Source organism: Acinetobacter sp. YH01022, assembly GCF_013420235.1.
GTDB lineage: Bacteria > Pseudomonadota > Gammaproteobacteria > Pseudomonadales > Moraxellaceae > Acinetobacter.
Window position 1 is genome coordinate 1 of the sequence record NZ_VOYP01000002.1, and the last position, 25,513, is coordinate 25,513.

Sequence of the window (25,513 nt, forward strand, 5' to 3'; positions counted from 1 at the left end):
TCAAACGAACAAATAGAGCAGATAGAATTTGCACTCAACCATCGTCCTAGAAAAACACTAGGTTGGTATACACCGAGTGAAGTTATGGCTGGTTTTTATACTGTTGCACTTGCCGCTTGAATCCGCCAAATAAAAAAGGACGCTTAGGCGTTCTTTTTTTACCATTCAATTAAATAGCTCTCTAATGAAAACAGCTCATCGGAATTGTAGGACAATATTCAAAAGTAGTCTTGCATCCCTACTGTGCCTTGCGCTACAGTAATTTGGTGTCAGATAATGGATGAATCCTAGGCATAGATGTAAAAAATAAAATCAGTGCAACTTTTTGTCAGCATTTATAATGTTTTCGTCATGATTAAATGCAGTTCGTTTGCTTGAAATATTTAATAAAAATAAGCGTTGTATACTGAGGTTGATAACAAGCATCGGTGTGACACCGGAAAGACTATAAAAAATTAAAGGATTAAGAGGATGATAATTTATATTTTGGTCGGAAGTTTACTTCTGTTTGGCATTCTGTTGAAGGCTTGGAAAAGTCTGGAAGGTAGTGCTAAACAGCAAGATAGTGCTTTAAAACAAAGAGCTATTTTTAATATTAGTGAACAGATAACATTTACACGCCTTAAAGAAATATTGCCGCGCAGTACCGTGTTGGCTCATGTTTCATTTGATGCCTTGTTGACGACCAAATACAGCCGTACCCGCCATAAATATCGCAATATGGTGGCAGATTTTGTGATTCTGGATGAACATCATCAGGTGCTTGCGATTATTGCATTGGATGATCCCATGGCCTTACGCCATCCGCAAAATGCCCAGTATCAGGATGCGCTGTTGGCGATGGCCGGGTATCGGGTGATTCGCTATGAAGATGTACCGGAATATTTTCAGTTAAGACAAGATTTTTTAATTGAAAACCCTACTGATTTTCAGCTAGATGAGTTAACAGAAGTTTCAATAAAAAAGTATGATTTTTATCCAGATTTGGGCCGAAAGAAAATCCGCCTGTTAGGTTAAATCACTATAAGCATGAATGACTGTTCATGCTTATTTTTTGGCTTTTAATTCGATGCACGAACAGCAGTAACCGTCATTTCTACCAGAACGTCAGGAGCATACAACTTGGCCTCGACACAGGTACGAGGCAGGGCTTCAATATCAGCGACCCAGGCATCCCAGATTTCATTCATCGCCGCATAGTCATTTTCAATATCTTTTAAATAAATGGTCACAGACATAATCTGGCTCTTGTCTGTAGCTGCATCCGCCAGCAAGCGATCAATAATTTCCAGGGTTTGCCGTGTCTGACCTTTAATATCCAGCGTGGTATCTGCAGCCAATTGACCAGCCAGATGTACCAGGTTGCCTGAAATGGCAATTTCAGAAAAGCGCTTTTCAACATGCAGACGTTGTACTGTCATAATATAAGTCCTTTATTTTCGGCATAATTGCTGCGAGCTATATTTTGGTCATACAGCCTGCAGCCAGGTAGATGGCAACATCATAATGCCATGAGCTGTGAGCGTAAATCACTTATCGAGCAGTGATTGTTAAGCTAAAACTGTCACAAAAAAGATTTTTAAAATAACAGGGACCAGCAGAAGATACCGTAGCAAATCGGAGTGATCGAGAGTAGCTTGTATAAAATGCTTCAGTGCAGTAGGAGATATGCTGTTTTTAGGAATTTATAGAGATATATGCAGAAGAAATGCGAGCGAGGGACCATGCGGTTTAACAGAGTTGCCCTGTAATATTCGGATTTGATCGTCACGCCAATCACAGGACAGTATGCTAAAAGTAAAGGTGATTTTTAGCATCTCGGCGTCTACATGGATAAATGTATCGCGCCCATAGAGTACCGCAAAAATCGTACTTGTGTGTAATCAATTGGTCTAATTTCATTCTTTTGGTTGAAAAACATGCAAACTCTACCAGAGAGAAAGCTGTGACTGATCTTGCTGCTCCGAAAGCTGGTACAGCCCAACGCCAATGAGACGAAACTGAAAATGTTCTGGAATATGCATTTCAATGAGTAGCTGTTGCAGTACCTGTTCCAGTTGTTGCCGATTTTGCAAAGGCTGTTTAAAACTCTTGCTGTGTTGCAAGACCTGAAAATTTTTTAGCTTGAGTTTGGCCGAAACCCCACGTGCACAGAGTTGTTTGCGCTCTAGACTGTTCCAGACCTGATCAATCAGTCGAGGCCAAGCATTCTGGCATTGTATTAAGGTCAGGTCATCATCAAAGGTGGTTTCCTTGGAAATTTGCTGGCGTTCACGTTCAACTTGTACAGGCCGTTCATCAATACCCTGGGCATAGAGAAAAAGTCGTTTGCCATATTTGCCAAAATGCTGAACCAGCACATTTTGCTCAATTTTTTGTAAATCTCCCAGCGTTTGTAATTGCAGCAACTTGAGCTTTTCTTGCATCACTTTTCCCACACCGGGAATTTTTTTTAGCGGTAAATTCTGAATAAAATGCTGCACCTGTGAGGGCTTAATGATACAAATGCCATCCGGTTTGTTCCAGTCTGAAGCAATTTTGGCTAAAAATTTATTGGGTGCTACCCCGGCAGAGGCGGTTAAACCTGTAATTTTGAAAATATCTTCCCGTATTCGCATCGCAACTTCAGTAGCACTTGGAATATTTTGCAGATTTTCTGTGACATCCAGATAAGCTTCATCTAAAGATAAGGGTTCAATCAGCGGCGTGTAACGCTGGAACACCTGATGAATCTGGGCGGAGATGGCACGGTATTTTTCAAAATTGGGTTCAATCACCACTACGTGTGGACAAAGCTTTCGGCCTTGTGCCATCGACATGGCAGAGCGCAATCCAAACTCGCGCGCAGGGTAGGACGCTGCACAAATCACGGCCCTTGGATGATGGGAAGACACGACCACCGGCAAATGCTTTAACTCCGGTCGGTCTTTGAGTTCCACAGATGCAAAAAAGGCATCCATATCGATGTGAATGATTTTTCTCATGCAGTCCCAAACTCTGCCTGTATGCGCTGGGCTTCAGTATCTCATCTTCATGGGTCAGATTGTAGAGCAGGATCAAGTGGATACGACACAGGCTGACTGAGTAAAACCAGACGGGTGTGTTGTTGTTCTGCTGCTTGAATCAGAATTTTGAGGCTTTGCTCGGTGTGATCTGCCAGATAAGGTAAAAATTCCAAAGGCTGATTAATTGGTTTGAAAAAATTATCCCAATGAATGGGTACTACCACTTTAGGTTTTAAGGTTCGCAGAGTTTGATCCAGATAGTTTTGCAGATGACTGATATTGCCATTTTTGAAAATCAGACACTTGACCTGAAGGTTGCAGTAGTAGAACCACGGCAGCCACTCCAACGAGTATGCTGATGCCTACTCCCGCCACTCAAAATCCTTTTTGATTTGCCAAAAATTTCCCGTTTTTATGCAGTTTTATTTTTTTATCGTGATTATATAAATGGAGTTATCTTATTATTTTTTTTTGTAAAGTTTCCACCTTGTTAAGTGGATAGATTCCATTGCGTTCTAAAAATCGTGTCCAGTCATCCTCATCACCATTAAACACATTTAAGTCGACGGTTTTGTTAATGCCCTTGATGGTACCCTGATTGGTATGCTGCCAGAACAGCCATTTTGGCTTGCCTTTTAAATCGGGTTTGCTGTGATATTCACGGACCCAGAGCGGTGTTTTTGCAAACTCTCCCGCTACAATAATGTTATAGAAAGCTTTGGAAATATAGAAAATCGGTTGTTTGCCATAATGCTGATACAGCCGGTCATGCATGACCTGAATTTCTTTTAGCAGTTGTTCCTTGGTATAGGTATTGATGCAGTTGCTGTCATATTCGAGATCAATTACTGGAGGCAAGGCATTGGCTTTATTGGGTACGGTTTCAATAAAATTTTGCGCCTGAACTTCGCCATCCCTGCATAAACGATAAAAATGATAGGCCCCCACGGTGAAACCATGTTCACGGGCTTGCAGCCAGTAATCCTGAAATTTTCGATCTTTAAAATCACCACCTTCGGTAGCTTTCAGATAAACAAATCGATAGGTTTTGGGTGAAATCTGTTGCCATTGAATGTCGCCCTGATGATGGGATACGTCAAAACCTTTGACTGGATACTCCTGTGCCGAAGCAGGATTATGATGAAACACAAAAACATACAATACGATTGCAACACAGCTCAGCAACAGGCCGATGCAAGAAGCATACAGTTTGTGATGATGGTGCTTGGCAAATCGTTTATTAGACATAGATAATTTAGGCGTGATTTATCAAACACATGATAACGCGATCTGAACATTCAGACCACGTTGTTTGTAATAGCATCTGATTATATCGGGGTGTGACGTGGAATTTGCCAGAAAATGGCTGCGGTAATCAGATTAATGCAGCCGAGGAAAATCAGTGTGGTATGGAAAGCTGTCACGATCTGCTCGCTACCGAAATAGGCGGTAAACAGGTTGACCAAGGTTCCGGCCAAAGCCACGCCGATACTCATCGATACCATCATGATCATTGACAAAAAGCTGTTGCCACTACTGGCATCTTGCTGAGGTAAATCCTTCAGGGTCAGGGTATTCATGGAGACAAACTGCAAAGAATTTAGTATGCCGAAAACAAAGAAATGTAAGGCTCTTAACCAAGTTGGGGTATCCGCCGTAGTGAGGGCAAAACTGGCAATACATGCTCCGACCAATAATGTATTGACCAGTAATACCTGGCGATACCCAAAGCGTTGAATAATCTGGCGAATAATCGGCTTGGAGGCGAGAGAACCCAGTACGGTCGGAATCATCAACAGACCGGTAATAAATGGCTCAAAGCCAAAGGCAACCTGCAACATCAGCGGAATTAAAAAAGGTATCGCGTTGCCGCCTAAGCGGGCAAAGAAATTACCGATAATGCCTATAGCATAAATTTTATTGCTAAATAATGTACTGCGGAACAGCGCATTGTGATGTGTATGGGCATGAATGGCATAGATAATCGCTGCCAAGACACCCGCAAGTACCAGACCTATACTCCACCATAGCGATTGATGGGGGCTGGCAAAATTTTCAATGCCCAGTGAAAGTCCCACCATGGCAATCACCAGCAAGATAAAACCTGAAAAATCAAAAGATTTGACAGCAGGTTCAGTGACGTTCGGCATGGCCTTAAAGGTAATCAGAACCCCTAACAGCCCCATCGGAATATTAATTAAAAAAATCCAGTGCCATGTTGTCACTTCGACCATCCATCCGCCCAAGGTCGGACCAATCAAGGGACCCATCAGACCAGCTAAACTCATCAAGCTCATTGCAGATAAAAACTGTGTACGCGGAATGACCTTGAGCATCGCCAGCCGGCCTACAGGAAGTAACAATGCACCGCCAATGCCCTGAATGACCCGATAAAAGAGCAGCTGGTTTAAACTGCTGGACAGTCCGCAGCCCAGTGATGCCAAGGTAAAAATAATAATGGCCGTAAAGTAGGTATTACGCACACCAAAACGGTCGGCCAGCCATCCGCTTAAAGGAATACAGGCTGCTACCGAAAGCACGTAGGCCACCACCACGCTATGCATTTGTAGCGGATCTTCAGCGAGATTGGCTGCCATGGCTGGAATTGCCGTATTGACAATGGTGGTATCCAAACCTTGCATAAAAAAACCGATCGATACCAACAACACTAACAGGCGGAATTCAGGTTGTAGGGCTTGATGCGAAGGAGTGGCGTTCATAAAAATATTAAAGTGATTTTTTACAGAGTTTAAAGCAATCCGTTTAAAGTGGTGTAAGAAAAAGTTGTGCTATCCATTATGGGACAGCACTGTCTGGAGTTCGTTTTTTATGTCCTGGCTTGGACTTAAATGGCAAAGTGTTGTGGTGCATCCAGATTTTTAATGGCATTGAGAATCTGATCGGCATGATTGCAGATAATCAGTTTGGCCCGATGCTGCGGCGGTAAAAAGCCTTCACTGACCGCATGATCCAGCTGGCTCACTAGGGCATCATAAAAGCCATTCACATTATAGAGCATCATCGGTTTCTGGTGCTGATTTAACTGTCCCCAAGTGGCAATTTCCAGAATTTCTTCAAACGTGCCCAAACCCCCGGGTAAAGCGACAAAAGCACTGGCACGCTCAGCCATCATGGCCTTGCGTTCATGCATGCTGTGTACAATGTGTAATTCGGTGAGCTGATGATGCGCAATTTCATAATCCAGCATAAATTCAGGGATCACCCCGACGGTTTCACCGCCACGCTGTCTGACGGCATCAGCCACTTGCCCCATGAGGCCTATACTTGCGCCACCATAGACCATGCCGAAACCTAGATCCGCCAGTGCCTGAGCCAAAGCTACGGCTTTTTCCTGATAAATTGGTTTATTGCCTGAACGTGAACCACAGTAGAGTGCAATTAAAGGTTGAGTTGTTTTGGGAGTAGGATTGTTATGTTTGGGAGTCATTTTTAATACACTGTTCATCATTATATTTTTACCATAGCATTTTATTTTTTCAGTCTCTAGCTTAACTGTTAAATATGACAGGTCGTGATCAGCCTTATACCAACCTTGCAAAGATTTGTTGAAATTGGGTGAGCAAAAAACAGCGCAGTGAGGAAAAGAGGATGAATTTCTACTTCATCTTGCTATACTAAAAATCTGTTTTCCAACAAATGAATTAACATGGGTAGTGGTTGTCCTCACTCTGAACACTTCAATGCTTCTGAAAAAAATATACAGCATGCTGTTCATCGCATATTCAGCGATTTTAATATGAACCTTCTAAAATCAGTCCCTCATCATCCTGCACAGGAGAATATCCAATGATCTTGGAATGGATGTCAGATCCATCAGCATGGATTGGACTGGCAACTTTAGTGGTTCTAGAAATTGTACTGGGTATCGACAACCTGGTTTTTATTGCCATTTTGGCGGAAAAACTGCCCCCAGAACAGCGTAATGCAGGCCGTATCGTCGGCTTGATTATGGCTTTGTGTATGCGGTTGATTTTACTTGCATCTATTGCCTGGGTGGTGACCTTGACCCAGCCACTGTTCCATGTTTTGGATCATCCTTTTTCCGGCCGTGACCTGATTCTGCTGTTTGGTGGTGTCTTCCTGTTATTTAAAGGCACCATGGAATTGCATGAGCGCATAGAAGGCGCTCAGCCGCAGAAAGAAGAAAACCCGGTGCATGCCGCATTCTGGATGGTGATCGTTCAGATTGTGGTACTGGATGCCGTATTCTCTCTGGATAGCGTGATTACCGCAGTCGGCATGGTCAAAGACCTGTCGGTGATGATGATTGCGGTGGTGATTGCAGTCGGCATCATGCTGTGGGCATCTAAACCGCTAATGACCTTTGTCAACAGACATCCGACCGTGGTGATTCTGTGCCTCGGCTTTCTGATGATGATCGGCTTTTCACTGATTGTTGAAGGCTTTGGTTTCCATATTCCTAAAGGCTATTTATACGCGGCGATTGGTTTCTCTGTGGTGGTGGAATTTATCAACCAGACCATGCGCCGTAATCAGGAGCGCATGGTGACCACGACGGACCTGCGTTACCGTACTGCTTCTGCGGTTATGCGTATGCTCGGGGGGAAAAGTGAATCGCAAAACAATGAAGCCGAAGATGTGCTGGCGACCCGTGCCTTTGCCGATGAAGTCTTTAATGAAGAGAACGGAGTTTACCACAGTGTGCTAGTGCAAGGTGTGCTGGGGCTGTCGGAACGGCCGGTGAAATCGGTGATGACGCCGCGTCCGGAACTGGAATGGATTGATCTGGATGAAGATGAAGCCTCCATTAAAGAACAGTTATTAAGCATGACCCATTCACGTTTGATTGTGGCACATGGTGAACTGGACAATATTGCCGGTATAGTGCTGACCCATAAAGTCATGAACGACTACATCGAAACTGGAAAACTGAATTTTGAAGCGCATTTACGCGAGCCGGTGATTGTACATGAAAATGCCCAGGTGTTGATGGTAATGGAACAGTTGCGTCAGGCACCGCTGCAAATGGCGATTGTACTGAATGAATACGGTTCGATTGAAGGGCTTGCTACCCCGATTGATGTGCTTGAAGCGATTGCCGGTGAATTCCCTGATGAAGATGAATTTGAAACAGCTGCAGAAAGTCTGGAAGACGGGACTTTAATCCTGGAAGGTTCTACCGATATTCGTCATGTTTCCTTGTTGTTAAACCGTGATCTGGTAGATGAGTCTGAACAGTATTCAACCTTGTCCGGTTATATCCTGTTCCATCTGGGGCGTTTGCCGGAAAGTGGTGCCAAATTGCAGGCAGATAAACATATTTTTGAAGTGGTGACGATGAATGGCCATAAAATTGATAAGGTTCATATCATCCCGCTCAATCAAAATCAGACAGAAGATTAATTTCATCCTGCACAGATGATCTTTATTGAGATTGAATTAAAATAGCCCGCATTGTCGGGCTATTTGATTATGAGGGTCTGTTGACATTTCATAAATGGCTTGCGTTGTAGGCTAAAATTGATCAGACAAGGAATGAAATGCAAAGAATGGTGGTTCCATTTTTAAATTTCATAACGAAGTCTGGGATAATTTTAGCCACAACCCTTCGGGACTAGAGTATTTTTTGACGCTACGTCGTTGTGAACTACGCATTTAGAATGACTAAATTTTGTAGTTCACGCCTTGTATCCTCTAAAAAATACTCGTAGTCGCAAACATAGACGAAGTGTTAACAGACCCTAATCTAAGTTGGAAAAAATTGATGTCAGAAGCAAAGTGTCCATGTGGTGCAGGAGAGTATGCCCGCTGTTGCCAGCCCTTGCATTTGGGGCAGCTCAAAGCACAAAGTGCAGAACAATTGATGCGTTCGCGTTATAGTGCCTTTGCTCGGCATGAAATTGACTATATTGTGAAAACCACAGCCTTAGGCCAGCAACAGGTGCTGGATGTGGCGGCAATTCGTGACTGGAGCAAGGCCAATCAGTGGCTCAAGCTGGAAGTCGTTCAGGCCCGGGAAAAACTGGACAAGCACCATGCCCAGGTTGAATTTAAGGCGCATTATCATGATGGTCAGCAAGCACAGGTTCATCATGAAATTTCCCATTTTGTAAAGCATGAAGGCGCATGGTATTTCCTTGATCCGACAACCACAATGAATATTACGATGAAACAGCCGTGTATTTGCGGTTCAGGGAAAAAATTTAAGCAATGTTGTGCACAATATCTGTAATTTTCCGCTAAATTTGCCTTAGAATAGCGCGCATCAATTACCCTCAGGGGAATCAGGGCAATGTTGCTATTGGTCATCTATATTATCGCAATTACGGCTGAAGCCATGACAGGGGCACTGTCGGCAGGTCGGCGCAGTATGGACTGGTTTGGGGTAACGCTGATTGCCTGTGTGACTGCACTGGGTGGTGGCTCGGTTCGCGATGTACTGCTTGGGCACTATCCTCTGACCTGGGTGAAGCATCCGGAATATCTGGTCCTGACCTGCTGCGCAGCCTTTGTCACCATTCTGATAGCCAAATGGATGCGCCATTTACGTTCTATTTTCCTGATTCTCGATGCCCTGGGTTTAATCGGTTTTACCATCATTGGCTGCCAGATTGCCTTGCAGATGGGGCATGGTTTTGTGGTTTCCGCGGTTGCCGGGGTGTTAACCGGAGTTTCCGGCGGCATTTTGCGCGATATTCTGTGTAATGATGTGCCACTGGTATTCCGCCGTGAACTGTATGCCAGTATTTCTTTTGTTTCCGTGATCTGTTACTGGATTTGTCAGGATATTGGTTTCTCTCTAGAAATCACTGTCATTTCCACCTTAATCTTCGGTTTCTCTTTACGCTGCATCGCTATCTATTTTGGTCTGGAAATGCCGAAATTTATTTATAAAGATGACGACGACCAGTCCGCATCCTCCAAAGATGCTTCCTAGAATATTGCCTTAATATGATGAATGACCGACGAAATGAGCGGTCATCATCTGCAAATTGGCGTATAAAAATTAATACAATTATAAATCCTGTTGGGAAAGCAGCATGCATTCTTTCACCAAATCAGAGCTCTTGTTATGGATTTAGTCTCACGTATACAACGTTTACCGATTGGTAAGTTTCACTATACCTTGCTATGGGTGATTGGTCTGGGCTGGATGTTTGATGCCATGGATACCGGATTGATTTCCTTTATTTTGGCCAAAATGGCGGAAGACTGGGCCATGACGCCGGATGATAAAAGCTGGGTGGTTTCCATTGGTTTTATTGGAATGGCTATTGGGGCAGTGTGTTCGGGAGCTCTTGCCGATCGCTGGGGGCGTAAAACGGTTTTTGCTTCAACCCTGGTGATTTATAGTCTGGCAACCGCGGCTTGTGCCTTTGCACCGAACCTGAGCTGGCTGCTGGTGTTCCGTTTCATAGTCGGGCTTGGACTGGGTGGTCAGCTACCGGTGGCGGTGACGCTGGTGAGTGAGTATATTCCTGCCCATGTCCGTGGCCGCTTTATTGTGCTGCTGGAAAGTTTTTGGGGTTTGGGCTGGCTGGTGGCAGCACTGGTTTCGCGGTTTGTGATTCCAGATTTTGGCTGGCATGCTGCCTTTCTGATTGGGGGGATTCCTGCGCTGTATGCCATCGTGATCTGGAAAATGGTGCCAGAATCGGTGCCTTACTTAATTAACCGCGGTCGACATAAAGAAGCGCATGCTTTGGTGAAAAAAATTGAAGCACAATGTGGCGTGGAAGTGATTGAAATTTTTGAAGTCAAACCGGTGGCCGAAAAGCATGATATTAGCTTCTCTCAACTCTGGTCCGGCATTTTTGCCCGCCGTACCCTGATGCTGTGGCTGATCTGGTTTGGTATTGTATTTTCCTACTACGGTATTTTTACCTGGCTGCCAAGTTTACTGGTCAAAGAAGGCTATACCATTGTGAAGTCTTTTGAGTATGTATTGGTGATGATTCTGGCCCAGTTGCCGGGTTATATTGCCGCGGCATGGCTGGTGGAAAAACTGGGACGTAAGGCAACATTGGCCGGTTTCATTGCCATGTGTGCGGTCTCTGCCTACTTCTTTGGTCAATCCGACAATGTGACCCAGATTGTGCTGTGGGGCTGTTTGATGTCCTTCTTTAATTTGGGGGCTTGGGGTGTTTTATACACTTATACCCCAGAACAGTATCCAGCCAATATCCGTGCCTTCGGTTCAGGCTGGGCCGGGGCGATTGGCCGTATTGGTGGTATTTTCGCGCCATTTGCTGTCACCCATATAATGGTGCTCGACCATGGTTTCAGCTATGTCTTTATGATGTTTACCGCCGTTTTAATTGCCGTGGCACTGATTATCCTGCTGCTGGGTGAAGAAACCAAAGGTAAAACTTTAGAGTCGATTGGTTTATAAAATTGCTGATTTTTGGGTTGATTGGCCCTTATAAAATGGATATTTTTAGTCCATAAGACACAATTTGTCGCAGAGTGTGGGTTACTGCCCTTGTGTAGTCCGCAGCTGCGACATAGCATAACAACGTAGATACAAAAACGAATTATTTAGGATTTCACGCTTTTATGACCAGCCTTGTGCATCATGCGACAGAAAATCGTTCCGTAGCCGAATTTACTGAACAAGCTTACCTTAACTATGCCATGTACGTGATTATGGACCGTGCATTGCCGCATATCAGTGACGGTTTAAAACCAGTACAGCGCCGTATTGTCTTCGCCATGAGTGAATTGGGCTTAAAGTATAGCGGTAAACCGAAAAAATCGGCCCGTACCGTGGGGGATGTGCTGGGTAAATACCATCCGCATGGTGACTCTGCCTGTTATGAAGCGATGGTACTGATGGCACAGCCATTCAGTTACCGTTATCCTTTTATTGAAGGTCAAGGTAACTGGGGTTCACCCGATGATCCGAAATCTTTTGCAGCAATGCGTTATACCGAAGCCAAACTTTCGCTTTATAGTGAAGTGCTGTTGTCTGAATTGGGTCAAGGCACCTGTGATTGGCAGGACAACTTCGATGGTTCAATGAAAGAACCGGTGAATTTGCCAGCACGTGTACCGAATATCTTACTAAATGGTACTACAGGCATTGCTGTGGGGATGGCGACCGATATTCCACCGCATAACTTGCGTGAAGTGATTAAAGGCACCATCGCGCTGATCCGTAATCCAAATTTAAGCGATGAAAAAGTGGCGGAATATATTCCAGCCCCGGATTTGCCGACCAAAGCCGAAATTATTACTGCCCCTGAAGAACTGCTCAAACTGCAGACCACAGGACGTGGCAGTTACCGTATGCGTGCGGTTTATAAAATAGAAAAAAATGAAATCGTGATTACCGACTTACCGTATCAGGTGTCGGGTTCTAAAGTGATTACCCAGATTGCCGATCAGATGCAGGCGAAAAAATTGCCTTTGGTTAGTGACCTGCGTGACGAATCGGATCATCAAAATCCGACCCGTCTGGTGATTGTATTACGTTCTAACCGGATTGATGCCGAAGCAGTGATGAGTCACTTATTTGCAACGACCGATCTGGAATCCAGCTATCGCGTCAACATGAACATGATTGGTGCCGATGGCCGTCCGCAAGTGAAATCGATTCGCCGCATTTTGCTGGAATGGATCGAGATTCGTAAAAATACGGTAACGCGCCGCCTGCAATATCATTTAAATAAAATTGAAAAGCGTCTGCATATCCTGGTCGGCTTGATTATTGCCTACTTAAATATTGATGAAGTGATTCGGATTATTCGTGAGGAAGATCAGCCCAAACCGGTGCTGATGTCTCATTTCAATATTGATGAAATTCAGGCTGAAGCCATTTTAGAACTCAAGTTACGTCATTTGGCCAGACTTGAAGAAATGGAAATGCGCCGCGAACAGGAAGAACTGGAAGCACGTGCGGCCATTATCCGCGAGCAGCTGGCCAATCCTGAATCTTTAAAAGCATTGATTATTAATGAACTTAAAGAAGATGCGAAAAAGTTTGGTGATGACCGCCGTTCGCCTATTGTACGCCGCGCCGAAGCATTGGCGATTAATGAACAGGACATGTTGCCAGCCGATCCTGTGACTGTGGTGTTGTCTGAGGCGGGCTGGATCCGTTCAGCTAAAGGCCATGAGGTCGATGCCGAAAATCTGAATTTCCGGGCCGGTGACCAATATTTAAGCCATGCCCAAGGTAAATCCAATCAACGGGTCTATGTACTGGACGATACCGGTCGTAGTTATGCACTGGCTATTAACACTTTACCTTCGGCACGTGGTTTGGGTGAACCTTTAAGTTCTAAACTTGCACCCGCCAGCGGTGTAGGTTTCATTCAGGTGTTTATTGCCGAGGATGAAGCTGAAATTTTGGCCTTGAGTTCCAAAGGTTATGGCTTTAAAACCCAGGCGAAACAACTGGATACCAATGCCAAGGCAGGGAAGTCCTTTCTGACTGTGCCTGAAGATGGCAAGGCGATGCCACTGCAAGCAATAGAACAGGCGACTCATGTGGCCTTACTCAGTTCAGCAGGCCGTATGCTGGTTGTCGATTTGTCAGAATTACCAAGCCTGAACAAAGGTAAAGGTAATAAATTGATACAACTCGAGGCGAAAGATCAAATTGTATCTATGACAATGTTGAATTTAGATGAAATAATTCAAGTAGTTGCTGGACAGCAACAATTAAAATTAAAAGGTGATGATCTTCAAAAATATATCGGTAAGCGAGGCACTAAAGGTCAACTCTTACCACGAGGATATCAAAAAGCAAATAGACTGTTCATTCAAAGATAAAACTAGCATCCCAGATATGAAATAGGCTATATATGGTGTAATTCGTGCAAATGGATGCTTTGTTGAACAATACAAAAGGAAAAAACCAGGTTCAGCAAAGAAAAAAATAGTTTAAAAACTAAGGATTAAGATTGGAGTGATAGGCATTATGGAAAAGATTTGGTTCGCTGAATACCAAAAGACAGGGATTCCAGAAACTGTAGAATTACCGGCTGAAAATACCTCATTGGTTGATGTGTTTGAGCGCAACTTCCAAAAATTTGGCTCACGTGACGCCTTTATTTTTATGGATAAAGTTCTCTCTTTTAGTGAGCTGGAAGAAGCAAGCCGTAAATTTGCAACATATTTACAAAGTTTAGGTTTGGCAAAGGGTACACGTGTGGCGGTGATGATGCCAAACGTACTTCAATATCCTGTTGTCGCATTGGGGATTTTCCGCGCAGGTTTAGTGCTTGTAAACGTCAACCCGCTTTATACTTCTCGTGAACTTGAGCATCAGTTAAATGACTCCGGTTCTGAAGTGCTGGTTATTATTGAAAACTTTGCAACGGTTTACCAGGCAATTATTGGTAAAACCCCTGTGAAGCATGTGGTAGTGGCTTCTGTGGGTGATATGTTGGGTGCCTTAAAAGGTACATTAGTCAACTTTGTTTTACGTTCAGTGCGTAAGCAAATTCCGGCTTGGAATATTCCAGGACATATTCGTTTTAATGCAGCAATGTCTAAAGTCAGCGCAAGCAATTATAAGCGTCCAAACCTTACGCTCAGTGATACAGCTGTACTTCAATATACTGGCGGTACTACCGGTGTTTCTAAAGGTGCTGAACTGACTCACCGTAACCTGGTTGCCAACATGTTGCAGTGCGACGGTATTTTCCAAAGTAAATTTGGTGCTCAAGATGGGCAACCGGATGACCGTATTTTCTGTGCTTTGCCACTCTATCACATCTTTGCCTTCATGGTCTGTGCGTTGTACGGCATGTATAAAGGTCAGGCCAACGTGCTTATTCCAAACCCGCGTGACTTACCTGCGGTAATGAAAGAACTGCGTAAATACCAGCCATCATTCTTCCCGGCAGTGAATACCCTGTTTAATGCATTGGTGAACAATGAAGAATTTAGACAGCTGGACCATAGCAAACTGAAAATGGCGATGGGTGGCGGCATGGCAGTCCTTCCTTCTACTGCTGAAGCATGGAAGAAAATTACTGGCACCAATATTATTGAAGGTTACGGTTTATCTGAAACTTCACCTGTTGCAACAGCCAATCCACCGCAATCCACTGAATTTAGCGGTACCATTGGTATTCCATTACCGTTGACTGAAGTTGCAATTTTGGATGATGATGGTAATGAAGTGCCGCTTGGCGAACAGGGTGAAATCTCTATTCGTGGTCCACAAGTCATGAAAGGCTATTGGAACCGTCCAGATGAAACTGAAAAAGTGATGATTAACGGTTTCTTCCGTACCGGTGATATTGGGATCATGGATGATCGTGGTTATATCAAGATTGTCGATCGTAAGAAAGACATGATTCTGGTGTCGGGCTTCAACGTTTATCCTTCAGAAATTGAAGAAGTAATTTCTACGCATCCTAAAGTATTGGAAGTTGCTGCGATTGGTGTGCCGGATGAAAAATCAGGTGAAGTGCCTAAACTGTTTGTGGTGAAGAAAGATCCGTCACTCACCACAGAAGAAGTGCTTGCTTTCGCTAAAGAGAACTTAACAGGCTACAAACGCCCACGTTATGTTGAATTTATAGATGAATTACCAAAGTCCAACGTAGGTAAAATCTTACGTAAAGACTTGCGTAAAACTGCATAAATGCTGCAATAAAAAAGCGCCGATCACGGCGCTTTTTTATTTGGAAATAGGCCAGGCTTTAATCTTTTAACATCCATCGATCAATATAGGGACGTGCTATCCCAGTAATCCATAGAAAGGTCGTGATGCTACCAAATTGATAGATGTATCGCTGTAAATCAAATGCACCAAAGCTATATAAATTATCGAGCAAACAGTAGAGTGCAACGACTGTAGTCCATATCCAAAGGGCCTGACGTTTAATTCCCACCATCCAAAGTGCGAGAATTGAAATAACAATGGTAAAAATAAGGGAAAGCCTATTAAAATTGGCACACACCACTGCAAGTAAAAATCCTGTAATAGGCAATACGATTTTGAGTACCCGATCCACTTTAAGTTGATGCTGGCGCTGCTTTTCGAGTACATCAAACATTTTTTCTTGATCAGGATTGATCATTATGGATCCTTATTGCTCATTTATAAAAACGCTATAATTTACAAAAAATATTGCGAAAACACCATGCTATGATAGGCAGCATAAAATTTTAATGAGAAAAGTGAGATGCAAAGCATTAGCGGAATAATCTATCTCATCTTAATCGCATGTTTATTGCCCTATGTTTTTACTGCAATTGCAAAAAAAACAGCCGGTTTTAAAGCACGAGATAATCAGAACCCGCGTGAATTTCTGGCTAAAACCACAGGTTTGGCCGCCCGTGCCAATGCGGTACAACAAAACAGTTTTGAAAGTTTACCTTTATTTATTGCTTCCATTTTAATGGCAGAATATATGGTGATTTCTCAAACCGTAATCATGACTTTTGGTGTTGCCTATATTGTACTCCGTATTTTCTACGGCATCTGCTATTTAGCCAATTGGGCCACTTTGCGTTCCATTATCTGGACCTTATCCTTGCTGTGTCCGATTTGTCTGTTGCTGCTGGTGATTAAATTAACCACATGAGGCCTGAGAAGGTGAAAATACATATTTTCACCCAGCAGATGTATAATCGAAAAGTTATTTAATACGCAAAAACCGTTATAATCGTTGCGGTTTAAAAAAGATTTAACTTGTTAAAGAGTGATGCTATGAGCTACAGCAATATCCCAGCGGGTAAAGATGCACCAAACGACATCTATGTAATTATTGAAATTCCTGCAAATGCAGCACCAATCAAATATGAAATCGACAAAGATTCTGATGCATTATTTGTAGACCGTTTCATGGGTACTGCAATGTTCTACCCGGCAAACTACGGTTATGTGCCAAACACATTGTCACTTGATGGTGACCCACTTGACGTATTGGTTGTGACTCCACACCCGGTTGAACCAGGTTCAGTGATTCGTTGCCGTCCTGTAGGTAAATTGAACATGGAAGATGATGGTGGTGTTGATGCGAAACTGGTTGCAGTACCGCACGACAAATTAACACCGATCTATAAAGACGTTCAGGAATATACCGATCTTCCTCCGCTTTTAATCAGCCAAATTGAACATTTTTTCCAGCACTACAAAGACTTAGAGCCAGGAAAATGGGTGAAGTTAAGTGGTTGGGAAGGTGCTGATGTTGCTAAACAGGAAGTGCTTAGCTCAATTGCAGCTTATGCAGAAGCAAACAAATAATTGTTTGTTTCGAATTTAGCCTGAAAGGCTTAGATAAAAAAACCTGCACATTGTGCAGGTTTTTTTATCTCTTGAACTTACTGTGAATTAAAATAATTTCACAGGAATATCAAGGAAAATACGCCATTCATTGGTATCACCAATGTAATTACTTTGATAATCATTGCTTGCACGGTAGTAAGAATTACGTAGGCGAAGGCTAGCATCTTTAGCAAAACCACTTTGAACAGTATATTTCACCTGGTTAAAGAACTCGCGTTCTTGAGCATTGTCACTGATCATTGTTCCTTTATTATCAGTTGCTTTGATATCCCAACCGTAAACGAACGCTGATGTCCAGGTTAAACCAGGAACATTCATTGCACCAAAGTCATAAGTATATTGAATTTGCGCTGATTTTTCGTCATTACCAATAAAGTCTGACAGATAAGAGTTTGGCATGTAAATGGTTTGATGACCATCACCCACACCTCGACCTAAACCATAGTCATAACCAGTATTGCCTGAGTTTTGCTGGTAAGCCAACATGACATTATGCGAACCTTTGTTATAAGTACCAGAAACTGCCCAAATTGAGTTTTGGTAATTACCATCAGCTGGACCAATGAATGAATATAAGTTGCTATTGGCACCACGATCCCATTCAGTATGATAGCCACTGAAGTCATAAGTGAGTGAACTGTTGTTGGCAAGACTTTGCTTAAAGTTTACATTGGCATAATGGCGTTCTAATTTATCTTTAATGTCTACACCGTAGTATGCAGTATTTAAAGCATCATTCACTTTATATTTAGCACCCCATACCACAGCACGGTCTAGTTCATTACCATCTGAATTGATCTGGTCTGAATACTGGTTTTTAGTGAATTTACCTGCGGTTAGTTCCAGACCTTTAATTTCACGGCTTGTTACAAGGAAGCCGTCGAAATATTCAGGAACTAAACGGGCTGTATTGCTGGCTAATACAGGCAAGTCTAAAACTTGAGTACCATAACGTACATCAGTATTAGATACACGTGCTTTTACATTGGCACCACCACGGGTCCAGTGATCATAAGTATCACCTGCACCTTTAGTGAGTTGACCTTGACTGTTTAGGCCAGTTTCACGTGGAATCATGCCATTACCGGCATGTTTATTTTCGCCCAATTTAAATGAAGCATCACCCACGACACCCACACCAAAACCGATCAGGCCTTGAGTGTAGCCGGAATCCAGGTTCACAATTGCTGTTTGAGCAAAAGAGCTTGTGTCATCTACGCCATTTTTTTTGTCACGGCTTAAATAGCCTGTACGGAACAATACAGAACCTTCTGCATCTTCAACAAAGCCTTTCGATTCGCTTTGCTCGCTAGCATATACAGTTGAAATTAAGGCAGCTTGAATTAAAACTGCTAAGGTAAGTTTTTTAGCTTTTTGCATTGGGAGAGAGCCTTATACAAAATGGGAGAAGAAATTGGCAGAATTGTATACGTAATGTATCGCAAAAAAAGCTTTTTTTAATACATTTTATTTAATTAAAGTTATAACGTATTCAAATGTAAATTATACCTTTTGGTTAACAAAATATTAAAAAATTATTATTTGTGTAAATTTTTTTACAAAACAATATGATATTTTAACTCTAAATAAATTCTGGGCTAATGCCGATGCCTCATTAAAAATTGATAGGGAGTTGTGGTTTTGAAAAATGCTATTTTAGCATCCTAAATTTTGATATCAGGCCTAAAACATGGCTTTTATCAACCAGTGATATCAGCAGAAACACCTCTTTATAATGATTTAATTTTTAAAAAAGTAGCAAAATCAGCTGACTTTTGGCTGAAGTAATTAGACATTCTGGTCAAAAAATTAGGCTTACATGTCGATTTTTTTTGTTCAATAAATATGCTTTAAAATGATCAAAAAATTGACCAAAAATTATAGATAAATTTTTAATTATTGTTGTTCAGTTTATCATTTGGTAAAATATTAATCATTCCATAGTCGGAATAAATTCTGCTAGGTCCAGATAAAATTGTATTATTTTTTCGCGCAATAAGTTCCTGATTTATATGAGTCGAAAATACGGTCTGATTATCAGCAAAAAAGTCCATGCGATGCTTTTGTGCATAAAATGTGGGCAGTGAGATAAAAATAATGATCTTTTTTAGCTATCAGTAGGGCATAGGTACATAAAAGCTGATTCATCCTTGGTTCCGCAGCTATTGTCCAGTCTATGTCAGGACTTTTGAATAATCGTGTGCAGATCAAGATGAAGGTTTTAAACAGAACTTTGCAGGAGCTGCTCATGCTCCCGACATTTACTGCGATGCATGCTTAATATGTCAGTAAGTCAAACATGGCCAATATTGTTTGATTAAAACTTGAGAAGGTAGCAGCTGATTTTGATCCAGATTTTTGAGCCGGTGGATTGGGGTTTTAACTGGCCGATTTTAGCCAGAGAAGGAGAGAGATGCATAAACAAGCGTACAGTGAATATTTTTTGTGCACTTTTTCTAGGCATTTTTAGCTCTACCTGAAAAAACAGTCTCAAAATAAGGCAGGTTGTAAATAAATATTTAAGCCGTATTAGCATGCAGATCATCTAAAAGAGAGAAAGTCGTCAATCTTGTGAAGCTCGAAAAATGACTAGGTTTTGTTTTTATTTTTTAAAAATAAATTTATAAATATCAATATATTAGTATTTTATTGACGATTTACGGGCTAAAAATTACTGTGTTGTTTTTTAAACTGGCATAGCAATTGCTGATATCTCTTGAATCCATAAAAATCTGTCGGGGATCTATAAAATGCTTAAAAAATTATTTGCTGTGACCACTTTAGCTACTATGTCAGGTGCTGTATTTGCTGCAGATGCACCTGCCTTACCTTTTGGCCTGTCTTTTAGTGGTAGTGCAGCCGTCACTACAGACTATCGTTTCCGTGGTGTGACTCAAACGGAAAATGATCCAGCCGTACAAGCAGGATTCACGCTAGCTCATACTTCAGGGTTATATTTTGGCTTGTGGGGTTCCAATGTGAATTTTGGCAGCGGCACACCTAGCCTGGAACTGGATCCATCGCTTGGCTATGCCACCACGCTTGAAGCTTTCAGCAGCAAACCGACAGTAGATGTTGGGGTGGTGTACTATAATTATCCAAGTGCCAGCGATCTGAACTGGGCAGAATTATATGGCAAATTAGGCTTCAAAAGTGTGATTGCAGAAGGCGATAGCATTTTAACCAATCTCAATTATACCAATGACTATGCCGGTGCAGATGCAGACAGCTGGAATGTGAATGTGGGTTATTCAGTTCCATTTGGTTCATCAGGTTTTGGTGGGGTTGCTGCTGTAGGCTATACCGTTGTAGATGAAGACAAATATACCTTTAATGGTGATGATAATTATGTAGACTGGAAAGTGGGGCTAAGCTATGGCTTTAAATCCATTCCAGGTGCTAGTGCTGAACTGGCAGCTGTAGGCACCAATATTGATACTGATGGTTTATCGGATGTCGCAGAACGTGCGGTGGATACCGGTGCGGTATTTACCCTTACCAAAACATTCTAATTGTAATTTCAAAGCATTAAAAAACCTCCAAAGCATGACTTTGGAGGTTTTTTTATAGGTCAGGATCTGATGTGCAGGCTGTTGCAGAAAATGCAGCGCGGATCAGCACTGAATTGATGCCGTGTTATGACGATCCATGTAAAAAAAGGCTAGCCAAGGTATTGGCAATCAGGTATTCGCCATCATTTGAATCGGACTGACCTTTAAATGTCTGTTTAATCATTTGGCCCATCTGTATGGCATCGACAAGACTTTCAGGATGGCGAATAAAGTTTCGCATTTAGTATTAACCCTGTTGTGCCCGATAGGACAACGCTTCAGTTAAATGCTGGCTTTTAATGTCAGTATGTTGGGTTAAATCGGCAATGCTTCGCGCGACACGTAATACCCGATGATAAGCCCGGGCAGACAGGTTTAAGCGTTGCTGGGCCATTTCCATAATTTTCTGTGCCTGCGCATCAAGGCATGCAAACTGTTCCAGCTGTTTGGGACTTAAAGCATGATTCAGGCATTGTTGTCGCTGGATTTGTAAATTATAGGCTTGAATTACCCGTTCCCGAACCGTGTGTGAGTTTTCAACTGGTGTAGTCGCCTGTAATTCATGGGCTTGTAAAGGCGGCACATCAATATGCAGGTCAATCCGGTCCAGTAGCGGACCTGAAATCCGGTTTTGATAACGTTTAATCGCATCTGGGGAACATTGGCAGCGGATATCCTGATTAAAAGCATAACCACAAGGGCAGGGATTCATTGCTGCAATGAGTTGAAAGTTGGCCGGGAAGGTAATTTGCCTGGAGGCACGGGAAATCACTATTTCCTTGGATTCGAGCGGCTGTCTTAATACTTCCAAGACCTTGCGATCAAATTCAGGCAGCTCATCTAAAAATAATACGCCCAAATGAGCCAGCGTAATTTCCCCCGGTTTGGGATGTGAACCCCCACCCACCAAGGCAATTGCGGAAGCAGTATGATGTGGTGCACGAAAAGGGCGCTGCCCAAAAGGATGCGAGCTATTGGCAACCGAGTAAATACTGGCTACTTCCAGATTTTCCTGCATGTCCAGAGGGGGCAAAATACTGGCCAGCCGTGAAGCCAACAGTGTTTTTCCTGTACCTGGTGGGCCTTTAAACAATAGTGAATGTCCACCAGCGGCAGCAATTTCCAAAGCCCGTCGCGGGCGCAATTGACCTTTGATATCGGCTAAATCAAATTTGTACTGATTGATTGGATTGCTGCTAGGGGCTTGATATTGCTGAAGCGGATGTTGTCTGGATAAATGTTCACAGACATTTTTGAGATGGTGGGCAGCAAACACTTCAAAATTGGGCAGTTGCGAAGCATCTTGGGCATTCTGTTCTGGCAAAATCAGTTGATGTCCAGACTGCTGGCAGGCAATGGCAATGCTTAAAATACCGCTGATGGGACGAAGTTGACCATCCAGGGCCAGTTCACCAATAAATTCCAGCTGATCTGTCACATTTTCAGGTAGTTGGCCTGAAGCGATTAAAATTCCTAAAGCAATGGGCAAATCCAGACGCGAGCCATCTTTGGGTAAGTCTGCAGGCGCTAAATTGATGGTGAGACGTTTGGTGGGGAATTGGAAACCACTATTAATAATGGCAGAACGTACCCGGTCTTTACTTTCCCGAACTGCTGCTTCAGGCAACCCAACAATGGTTAAAGAAGGCAAGCCCTGACTGACATGAACTTCCACCTCAATTAAAGGTGCATGAAGTCCAAGCAGACCTCGAGTGTAAATTTTAGCAAAAGACATTTATTATTGTTCCATTGTAGTGCGTTATTTTTAATCGTTTTTGGTCTTTTTATGCACTAAACAAGTGCTTATTTATTGTTCTTGATTTTAATTTCTAAAGCTTCAACCTGTTTAAGCAGTTCATTCAAGCGTAGGTTGGCATTATTTAATGCAGTACGTTGACGTTCAATTTCTTCTTTGGAAACCAGATCCATCTTGCTGACTGCTTCGTTCAGTAAGGCACGTAAATTATGCTCAACATCTTTTTTCGGTTGATCGAGCTGTTCCATTATGGCTTGTAATAAGGTTTCAATCATTGCAGTACCCATATAAGGATGGAGAAGTGGTGCTAGTGTAACATTGCTGCTACCTGGACCATAGTCCCACTCAACCGGATATAGCTTTATCCGATGTTTAAAATCGTTAATTTTATAGTAAAAATGTCTAGTTTCTGGAATTCAGACTACATGTAAAAGGATAAAATAGGTTATAAAGAAAACTCGTGTCAAAGTTTCTATTTCCCCCAACCTTAGAATTTTTGGCACGGAATTTGAACATAAAACCTTACTGGTGAAAGAAGCCGAAGGAAAACAAACATGAAGCTCGTAACTGCAATTGTAAAACCCTTTAAATTGGATGATGTGCGTGAAGCACTCTCTGACATTGGTGTTCAAGGGATCACCGTAACTGAAGTCAAAGGCTTTGGTCGTCAAAAAGGTCATACTGAACTTTACCGTGGTGCAGAATATGTTGTTGATTTTTTGCCTAAAGTAAAAATTGAAATCGCGATTAGCGATGAAATGGTTGATTCAGTCATTGAATCGATTACCCGTGTAGCAAGCACAGGAAAAATTGGTGACGGTAAAATTTTCGTTACTAATTTAGAACAAGTCATCCGTATCCGTACCGGTGAAACAGGTGCAGATGCTGTTTAATTTGGCATGAAGTTTGCTGAGTAGCTAATAACTCACAAAACTAGGTTGGGGGATACGAATGAAAAAAATGCTTATTGCGCTGAGTTTATCTGGCGCACTTTTAGGTGGTTCTGTTGCATGGGCTGAAGAAGCACTAACAGCAGCATCCACTCCTGCTGAAAATGTCGCAGCGACTGAAACGGCTGCCTCGTCTTTAACAACAAATTCTGAATTAGCTGCGGCACCTACTCCAGCTGAACAAACAGCAGCGCCTGTCGAAGAAAAACCAAAATTAGATACAGGTGACACCTCATGGATTTTAGTGTCTACAGCACTGGTTCTATTGATGACCATTCCCGGACTTGCATTATTTTACGGCGGTATGGTTCGTAAGAAAAACGTACTTGGTACCATGGCACATAGCTTTGTTGCAGCAGCCATTGTCAGTATTACCTGGGTGGTGATTGGTTATAGCCTGGCCTTTGGCAGTGGCAATGCTTTCATTGGTAACCTGGATAAAATCATGCTATCCGGCATTACCACAGATGCCTTAACTGGAACGATTCCGGAAGTTCTGTTTGTGATTTTCCAAATGACTTTTGCCATCATTACTGTAGCTATTATTACTGGTTCGATTGCAGAACGTATGAAATTTGGAGCTTTCGTTGCATTCATTACACTTTGGAGTGTGATTGTGTACGCGCCAATTACTCACTGGGTATGGGGTGGCGGCTGGTTAGCGAATGATGGCGCATTAGACTTTGCTGGCGGCACGGTAGTTCATATTAACTCGGGTGTTGCAGGTCTGGTTGCTGCATACATGCTCGGTAAACGTATGGGCTTGGGCCGTGAATCAATGGCTCCCCATAACCTGACTTTAACCGTGGTGGGCGCAAGCCTGGTATGGGTAGGCTGGTTCGGTTTCAATGGTGGTTCTGCACTCGGTGCCAACGGTTCAGCCAGTTATGCACTTATTGCTACACAAGTTGCTGCTGCCGCTGCTGCAATTTCCTGGTTAATTACTGAAAAAGTGATTCGTGGTAAAGCTTCGGTATTGGGTGGTGCATCTGGTGCAGTTGCTGGCCTGGTGGTCATTACACCAGCAGCAGGTTTCGTGACTGTAGGCGGTGCTTTAGCTATGGGCTTGATCGGTGGTGTGGTGTGCTTCTGGGGTATTACTGCACTTAAACGTGCACTGAAAGCGGATGACTCTTTGGATGCTTTTGGTCTGCATGGTGTGGGTGGTATTGTCGGTGCAATTCTGACTGCGGTATTTGCCAGTGAATTTATTATGGGTGATAAAGTGCCGACAGACATGATGCATCAATTATGGGTGCAACTTGAAGGTGTACTGGCAACTATTGCTTACTCTGCAGTATTGACCTTTATCATTCTAAAAGTGATTGATCTGGTCATCGGTATCCGTGTTGCGAGTGATGACGAACGTATGGGTCTTGACCTAAGTCAACATGGCGAACGTGTAGAATAATATAAAAACCAATAATCAATATATTGTGTAAAACAGCCCGTCAGGGCTGTTTTTTTTCCATATCTTGCGTAAGTCTCTACAAAGGGCAGAATTTTTGCTACACTCTGAATCCGATTTGATTTGTTCAATTAAACCGCTATGCACTGTCCATTTTGCAACGCTGCAGATAGTAAAGTGATCGATTCGCGTTTGGCTGCCGAAGGCTGCCAGATTCGTCGACGTCGTGAATGTATCAGCTGCGGAGAACGTTTTACTACCTTTGAAACCTATGAAGTGGTGATGCCCCGGGTGATTAAATCTGATGGTAAGAGTGAACCGTTTGACGAAGCAAAAATGCGTCGTTCCCTGATGCATGCTTTGCAAAAAAGGCCGGTGACCCAGGAACAGATTGAAACCGTACTCAGCGATATCCAATTACAGATTCGCCGTTTAGGTGAGCGCGATGTAAAATCCCGCACCATTGGCGAAATTGTGATGCAGGCTTTATTTGCCCTGGATCATGTCGCTTATGTCCGTTTTGCTTCAGTCTATCAAGACTTTCAGGATGTTGAAGCCTTCCGTCGTCAAATTGAACAGATGCAGCAGCGCGAACACTAAATCGAACACT

General features: G+C 42.8%; 24 protein-coding genes and 1 pseudogene. 14 read left to right on the plus strand and 11 right to left on the minus strand.

Going from position 1 to position 25,513, the window contains the following annotated elements; all coding sequences use genetic code 11:
• Together FTT87_RS00790 and FTT87_RS00795 are read left to right on the plus strand one after the other, a co-directional pair.
• Positions 1-120, plus strand: a pseudogene (locus tag FTT87_RS00790) (IS30 family transposase); the annotation flags it as partial.
• Between the two features lie 351 nt (positions 121-471).
• Positions 472-1,017, plus strand: a complete 546-nt coding sequence (locus tag FTT87_RS00795) for a DUF2726 domain-containing protein (protein WP_166169649.1) — start codon at positions 472-474, stop codon at positions 1,015-1,017.
• A 44-nt stretch (positions 1,018-1,061) separates the two neighbouring features.
• Here the strand turns inward: FTT87_RS00795 and FTT87_RS00800 are convergent, their stop codons facing one another.
• The 6 genes from FTT87_RS00800 to FTT87_RS00825 all read right to left on the minus strand — a co-directional run bounded on the left by FTT87_RS00800 (position 1,062) and on the right by FTT87_RS00825 (position 6,471).
• Entirely contained in the window at positions 1,062-1,421 is a 360-nt protein-coding gene (locus tag FTT87_RS00800) for a RidA family protein (RefSeq protein WP_180174153.1), read from the minus strand.
• A gap of 507 nt (positions 1,422-1,928) precedes the next feature.
• The gene (gene dinB, locus FTT87_RS00805) at positions 1,929-2,984 is read right to left on the minus strand and encodes a DNA polymerase IV (protein WP_180174154.1); all 1,056 of its coding nucleotides are present in this window, start codon (positions 2,982-2,984) and stop codon (positions 1,929-1,931) included.
• Positions 2,985-3,031: 47 nt separating this feature from the next.
• Positions 3,032-3,352, minus strand: a complete 321-nt coding sequence (locus FTT87_RS00810; protein ID WP_180174155.1) for an MBL fold metallo-hydrolase — start codon at positions 3,350-3,352, stop codon at positions 3,032-3,034.
• A 106-nt stretch (positions 3,353-3,458) separates the two neighbouring features.
• On the minus strand, positions 3,459-4,253 hold the full coding sequence (locus tag FTT87_RS00815; RefSeq protein ID WP_180174156.1) for a GH25 family lysozyme: 795 nt from the start codon (positions 4,251-4,253) through the stop codon (positions 3,459-3,461).
• A gap of 80 nt (positions 4,254-4,333) precedes the next feature.
• On the minus strand, positions 4,334-5,725 hold the full coding sequence (gene mdtD / locus FTT87_RS00820) for a multidrug transporter subunit MdtD (protein ID WP_180174157.1): 1,392 nt from the start codon (positions 5,723-5,725) through the stop codon (positions 4,334-4,336).
• 125 nt (positions 5,726-5,850) lie between these two features.
• Positions 5,851-6,471, minus strand: a complete 621-nt coding sequence (locus tag FTT87_RS00825; protein WP_180042635.1) for a TIGR00730 family Rossman fold protein — start codon at positions 6,469-6,471, stop codon at positions 5,851-5,853.
• Positions 6,472-6,812: 341 nt separating this feature from the next.
• Between FTT87_RS00825 and FTT87_RS00830 the strand changes: the two genes are divergently transcribed.
• The 6 genes from FTT87_RS00830 to FTT87_RS00855 all read left to right on the plus strand — a co-directional run bounded on the left by FTT87_RS00830 (position 6,813) and on the right by FTT87_RS00855 (position 15,588).
• Positions 6,813-8,390, plus strand: a complete 1,578-nt coding sequence (locus tag FTT87_RS00830) for a TerC family protein (RefSeq protein ID WP_086195153.1) — start codon at positions 6,813-6,815, stop codon at positions 8,388-8,390.
• 361 nt (positions 8,391-8,751) lie between these two features.
• Entirely contained in the window at positions 8,752-9,219 is a 468-nt protein-coding gene (locus FTT87_RS00835) for a YchJ family protein (protein WP_180174158.1), read from the plus strand.
• Between the two features lie 60 nt (positions 9,220-9,279).
• Entirely contained in the window at positions 9,280-9,924 is a 645-nt protein-coding gene (locus FTT87_RS00840) for a trimeric intracellular cation channel family protein (protein ID WP_086195155.1), read from the plus strand.
• 135 nt (positions 9,925-10,059) lie between these two features.
• The gene (locus FTT87_RS00845) at positions 10,060-11,379 is read left to right on the plus strand and encodes an MFS transporter (protein ID WP_086195156.1); all 1,320 of its coding nucleotides are present in this window, start codon (positions 10,060-10,062) and stop codon (positions 11,377-11,379) included.
• A 164-nt stretch (positions 11,380-11,543) separates the two neighbouring features.
• The gene (parC, locus tag FTT87_RS00850) at positions 11,544-13,763 is read left to right on the plus strand and encodes a DNA topoisomerase IV subunit A (RefSeq protein WP_086195157.1); all 2,220 of its coding nucleotides are present in this window, start codon (positions 11,544-11,546) and stop codon (positions 13,761-13,763) included.
• A gap of 148 nt (positions 13,764-13,911) precedes the next feature.
• Positions 13,912-15,588: an AMP-binding protein gene (locus FTT87_RS00855; protein ID WP_086195158.1), complete on the plus strand. Its 1,677-nt coding sequence runs from the start codon at positions 13,912-13,914 to the stop codon at positions 15,586-15,588.
• Positions 15,589-15,646: 58 nt separating this feature from the next.
• On the opposite strand, the gene FTT87_RS00860 is transcribed toward FTT87_RS00855, so the two are convergent.
• On the minus strand, positions 15,647-16,027 hold the full coding sequence (locus tag FTT87_RS00860) for a hypothetical protein (RefSeq protein ID WP_086195159.1): 381 nt from the start codon (positions 16,025-16,027) through the stop codon (positions 15,647-15,649).
• Positions 16,028-16,132: 105 nt separating this feature from the next.
• Between FTT87_RS00860 and FTT87_RS00865 the strand changes: the two genes are divergently transcribed.
• Together FTT87_RS00865 and ppa are read left to right on the plus strand one after the other, a co-directional pair.
• Complete coding sequence (locus FTT87_RS00865) at positions 16,133-16,534, plus strand: MAPEG family protein (protein ID WP_086195160.1); 402 nt, start codon at positions 16,133-16,135, stop codon at positions 16,532-16,534.
• Between the two features lie 125 nt (positions 16,535-16,659).
• Positions 16,660-17,196, plus strand: a complete 537-nt coding sequence (gene ppa / locus FTT87_RS00870) for an inorganic diphosphatase (protein WP_005233448.1) — start codon at positions 16,660-16,662, stop codon at positions 17,194-17,196.
• 87 nt (positions 17,197-17,283) lie between these two features.
• On the opposite strand, the gene FTT87_RS00875 is transcribed toward ppa, so the two are convergent.
• Positions 17,284-18,618 (minus strand): OprD family outer membrane porin, encoded by a 1,335-nt coding sequence (locus FTT87_RS00875; protein ID WP_180042634.1) that lies wholly within the window; start codon positions 18,616-18,618, stop codon positions 17,284-17,286.
• A 1,370-nt stretch (positions 18,619-19,988) separates the two neighbouring features.
• On the opposite strand from FTT87_RS00875, the gene FTT87_RS00880 reads away from it, so the two are divergent.
• Positions 19,989-20,750 (plus strand): TorF family putative porin, encoded by a 762-nt coding sequence (locus tag FTT87_RS00880; RefSeq protein ID WP_086195162.1) that lies wholly within the window; start codon positions 19,989-19,991, stop codon positions 20,748-20,750.
• A 124-nt stretch (positions 20,751-20,874) separates the two neighbouring features.
• Here FTT87_RS00880 and FTT87_RS00885 read toward each other — a convergent pair whose 3' ends face one another.
• The 3 genes from FTT87_RS00885 to FTT87_RS00895 form a co-directional block, all read right to left on the minus strand.
• The gene (locus tag FTT87_RS00885; protein WP_171263145.1) at positions 20,875-21,030 is read right to left on the minus strand and encodes a hypothetical protein; all 156 of its coding nucleotides are present in this window, start codon (positions 21,028-21,030) and stop codon (positions 20,875-20,877) included.
• 6 nt (positions 21,031-21,036) lie between these two features.
• Complete coding sequence (locus FTT87_RS00890) at positions 21,037-22,524, minus strand: YifB family Mg chelatase-like AAA ATPase (RefSeq protein WP_086195163.1); 1,488 nt, start codon at positions 22,522-22,524, stop codon at positions 21,037-21,039.
• A gap of 68 nt (positions 22,525-22,592) precedes the next feature.
• Positions 22,593-22,820 (minus strand): accessory factor UbiK family protein, encoded by a 228-nt coding sequence (locus FTT87_RS00895; protein WP_086195417.1) that lies wholly within the window; start codon positions 22,818-22,820, stop codon positions 22,593-22,595.
• Positions 22,821-23,099: 279 nt separating this feature from the next.
• Here FTT87_RS00895 and glnK point away from each other — a divergent pair, with 279 nt between their 5' ends.
• The 3 genes from glnK to nrdR all read left to right on the plus strand — a co-directional run bounded on the left by glnK (position 23,100) and on the right by nrdR (position 25,503).
• Positions 23,100-23,438, plus strand: coding sequence for a P-II family nitrogen regulator (gene glnK / locus FTT87_RS00900; protein WP_086174160.1), 339 nt, complete (start codon positions 23,100-23,102; stop codon positions 23,436-23,438).
• A gap of 58 nt (positions 23,439-23,496) precedes the next feature.
• Complete coding sequence (gene amt / locus FTT87_RS00905; protein ID WP_086195164.1) at positions 23,497-24,906, plus strand: ammonium transporter; 1,410 nt, start codon at positions 23,497-23,499, stop codon at positions 24,904-24,906.
• Between the two features lie 138 nt (positions 24,907-25,044).
• The gene (gene nrdR, locus FTT87_RS00910; protein WP_086174158.1) at positions 25,045-25,503 is read left to right on the plus strand and encodes a transcriptional regulator NrdR; all 459 of its coding nucleotides are present in this window, start codon (positions 25,045-25,047) and stop codon (positions 25,501-25,503) included.
• The last annotated feature ends 10 nt before the right edge of the window (positions 25,504-25,513 follow it).

Bases quoted from the DNA above. Each gene is read 5' to 3' on its own strand.
- FTT87_RS00795 (WP_166169649.1), top strand. From the start codon at position 472: ATGATAATTTATATTTTGGTCGGAAGTTTACTTCTGTTTGGCATTCTG.
- FTT87_RS00800 (WP_180174153.1), bottom strand. From the start codon at position 1,421: ATGACAGTACAACGTCTGCATGTTGAAAAGCGCTTTTCTGAAATTGCC.
- dinB (WP_180174154.1), bottom strand. From the start codon at position 2,984: ATGAGAAAAATCATTCACATCGATATGGATGCCTTTTTTGCATCTGTG.
- FTT87_RS00815 (WP_180174156.1), bottom strand. From the start codon at position 4,253: ATGTCTAATAAACGATTTGCCAAGCACCATCATCACAAACTGTATGCT.
- mdtD (WP_180174157.1), bottom strand. From the start codon at position 5,725: ATGAACGCCACTCCTTCGCATCAAGCCCTACAACCTGAATTCCGCCTG.
- FTT87_RS00825 (WP_180042635.1), bottom strand. From the start codon at position 6,471: ATGAACAGTGTATTAAAAATGACTCCCAAACATAACAATCCTACTCCC.
- FTT87_RS00830 (WP_086195153.1), top strand. From the start codon at position 6,813: ATGATCTTGGAATGGATGTCAGATCCATCAGCATGGATTGGACTGGCA.
- FTT87_RS00835 (WP_180174158.1), top strand. From the start codon at position 8,752: ATGTCAGAAGCAAAGTGTCCATGTGGTGCAGGAGAGTATGCCCGCTGT.
- FTT87_RS00840 (WP_086195155.1), top strand. From the start codon at position 9,280: ATGTTGCTATTGGTCATCTATATTATCGCAATTACGGCTGAAGCCATG.
- FTT87_RS00845 (WP_086195156.1), top strand. From the start codon at position 10,060: ATGGATTTAGTCTCACGTATACAACGTTTACCGATTGGTAAGTTTCAC.
- parC (WP_086195157.1), top strand. From the start codon at position 11,544: ATGACCAGCCTTGTGCATCATGCGACAGAAAATCGTTCCGTAGCCGAA.
- FTT87_RS00855 (WP_086195158.1), top strand. From the start codon at position 13,912: ATGGAAAAGATTTGGTTCGCTGAATACCAAAAGACAGGGATTCCAGAA.
- FTT87_RS00860 (WP_086195159.1), bottom strand. From the start codon at position 16,027: ATGATCAATCCTGATCAAGAAAAAATGTTTGATGTACTCGAAAAGCAG.
- FTT87_RS00865 (WP_086195160.1), top strand. From the start codon at position 16,133: ATGCAAAGCATTAGCGGAATAATCTATCTCATCTTAATCGCATGTTTA.
- ppa (WP_005233448.1), top strand. From the start codon at position 16,660: ATGAGCTACAGCAATATCCCAGCGGGTAAAGATGCACCAAACGACATC.
- FTT87_RS00875 (WP_180042634.1), bottom strand. From the start codon at position 18,618: ATGCAAAAAGCTAAAAAACTTACCTTAGCAGTTTTAATTCAAGCTGCC.
- FTT87_RS00880 (WP_086195162.1), top strand. From the start codon at position 19,989: ATGCTTAAAAAATTATTTGCTGTGACCACTTTAGCTACTATGTCAGGT.
- FTT87_RS00885 (WP_171263145.1), bottom strand. From the start codon at position 21,030: ATGCGAAACTTTATTCGCCATCCTGAAAGTCTTGTCGATGCCATACAG.
- FTT87_RS00890 (WP_086195163.1), bottom strand. From the start codon at position 22,524: ATGTCTTTTGCTAAAATTTACACTCGAGGTCTGCTTGGACTTCATGCA.
- FTT87_RS00895 (WP_086195417.1), bottom strand. From the start codon at position 22,820: ATGATTGAAACCTTATTACAAGCCATAATGGAACAGCTCGATCAACCG.
- glnK (WP_086174160.1), top strand. From the start codon at position 23,100: ATGAAGCTCGTAACTGCAATTGTAAAACCCTTTAAATTGGATGATGTG.
- amt (WP_086195164.1), top strand. From the start codon at position 23,497: ATGAAAAAAATGCTTATTGCGCTGAGTTTATCTGGCGCACTTTTAGGT.
- nrdR (WP_086174158.1), top strand. From the start codon at position 25,045: ATGCACTGTCCATTTTGCAACGCTGCAGATAGTAAAGTGATCGATTCG.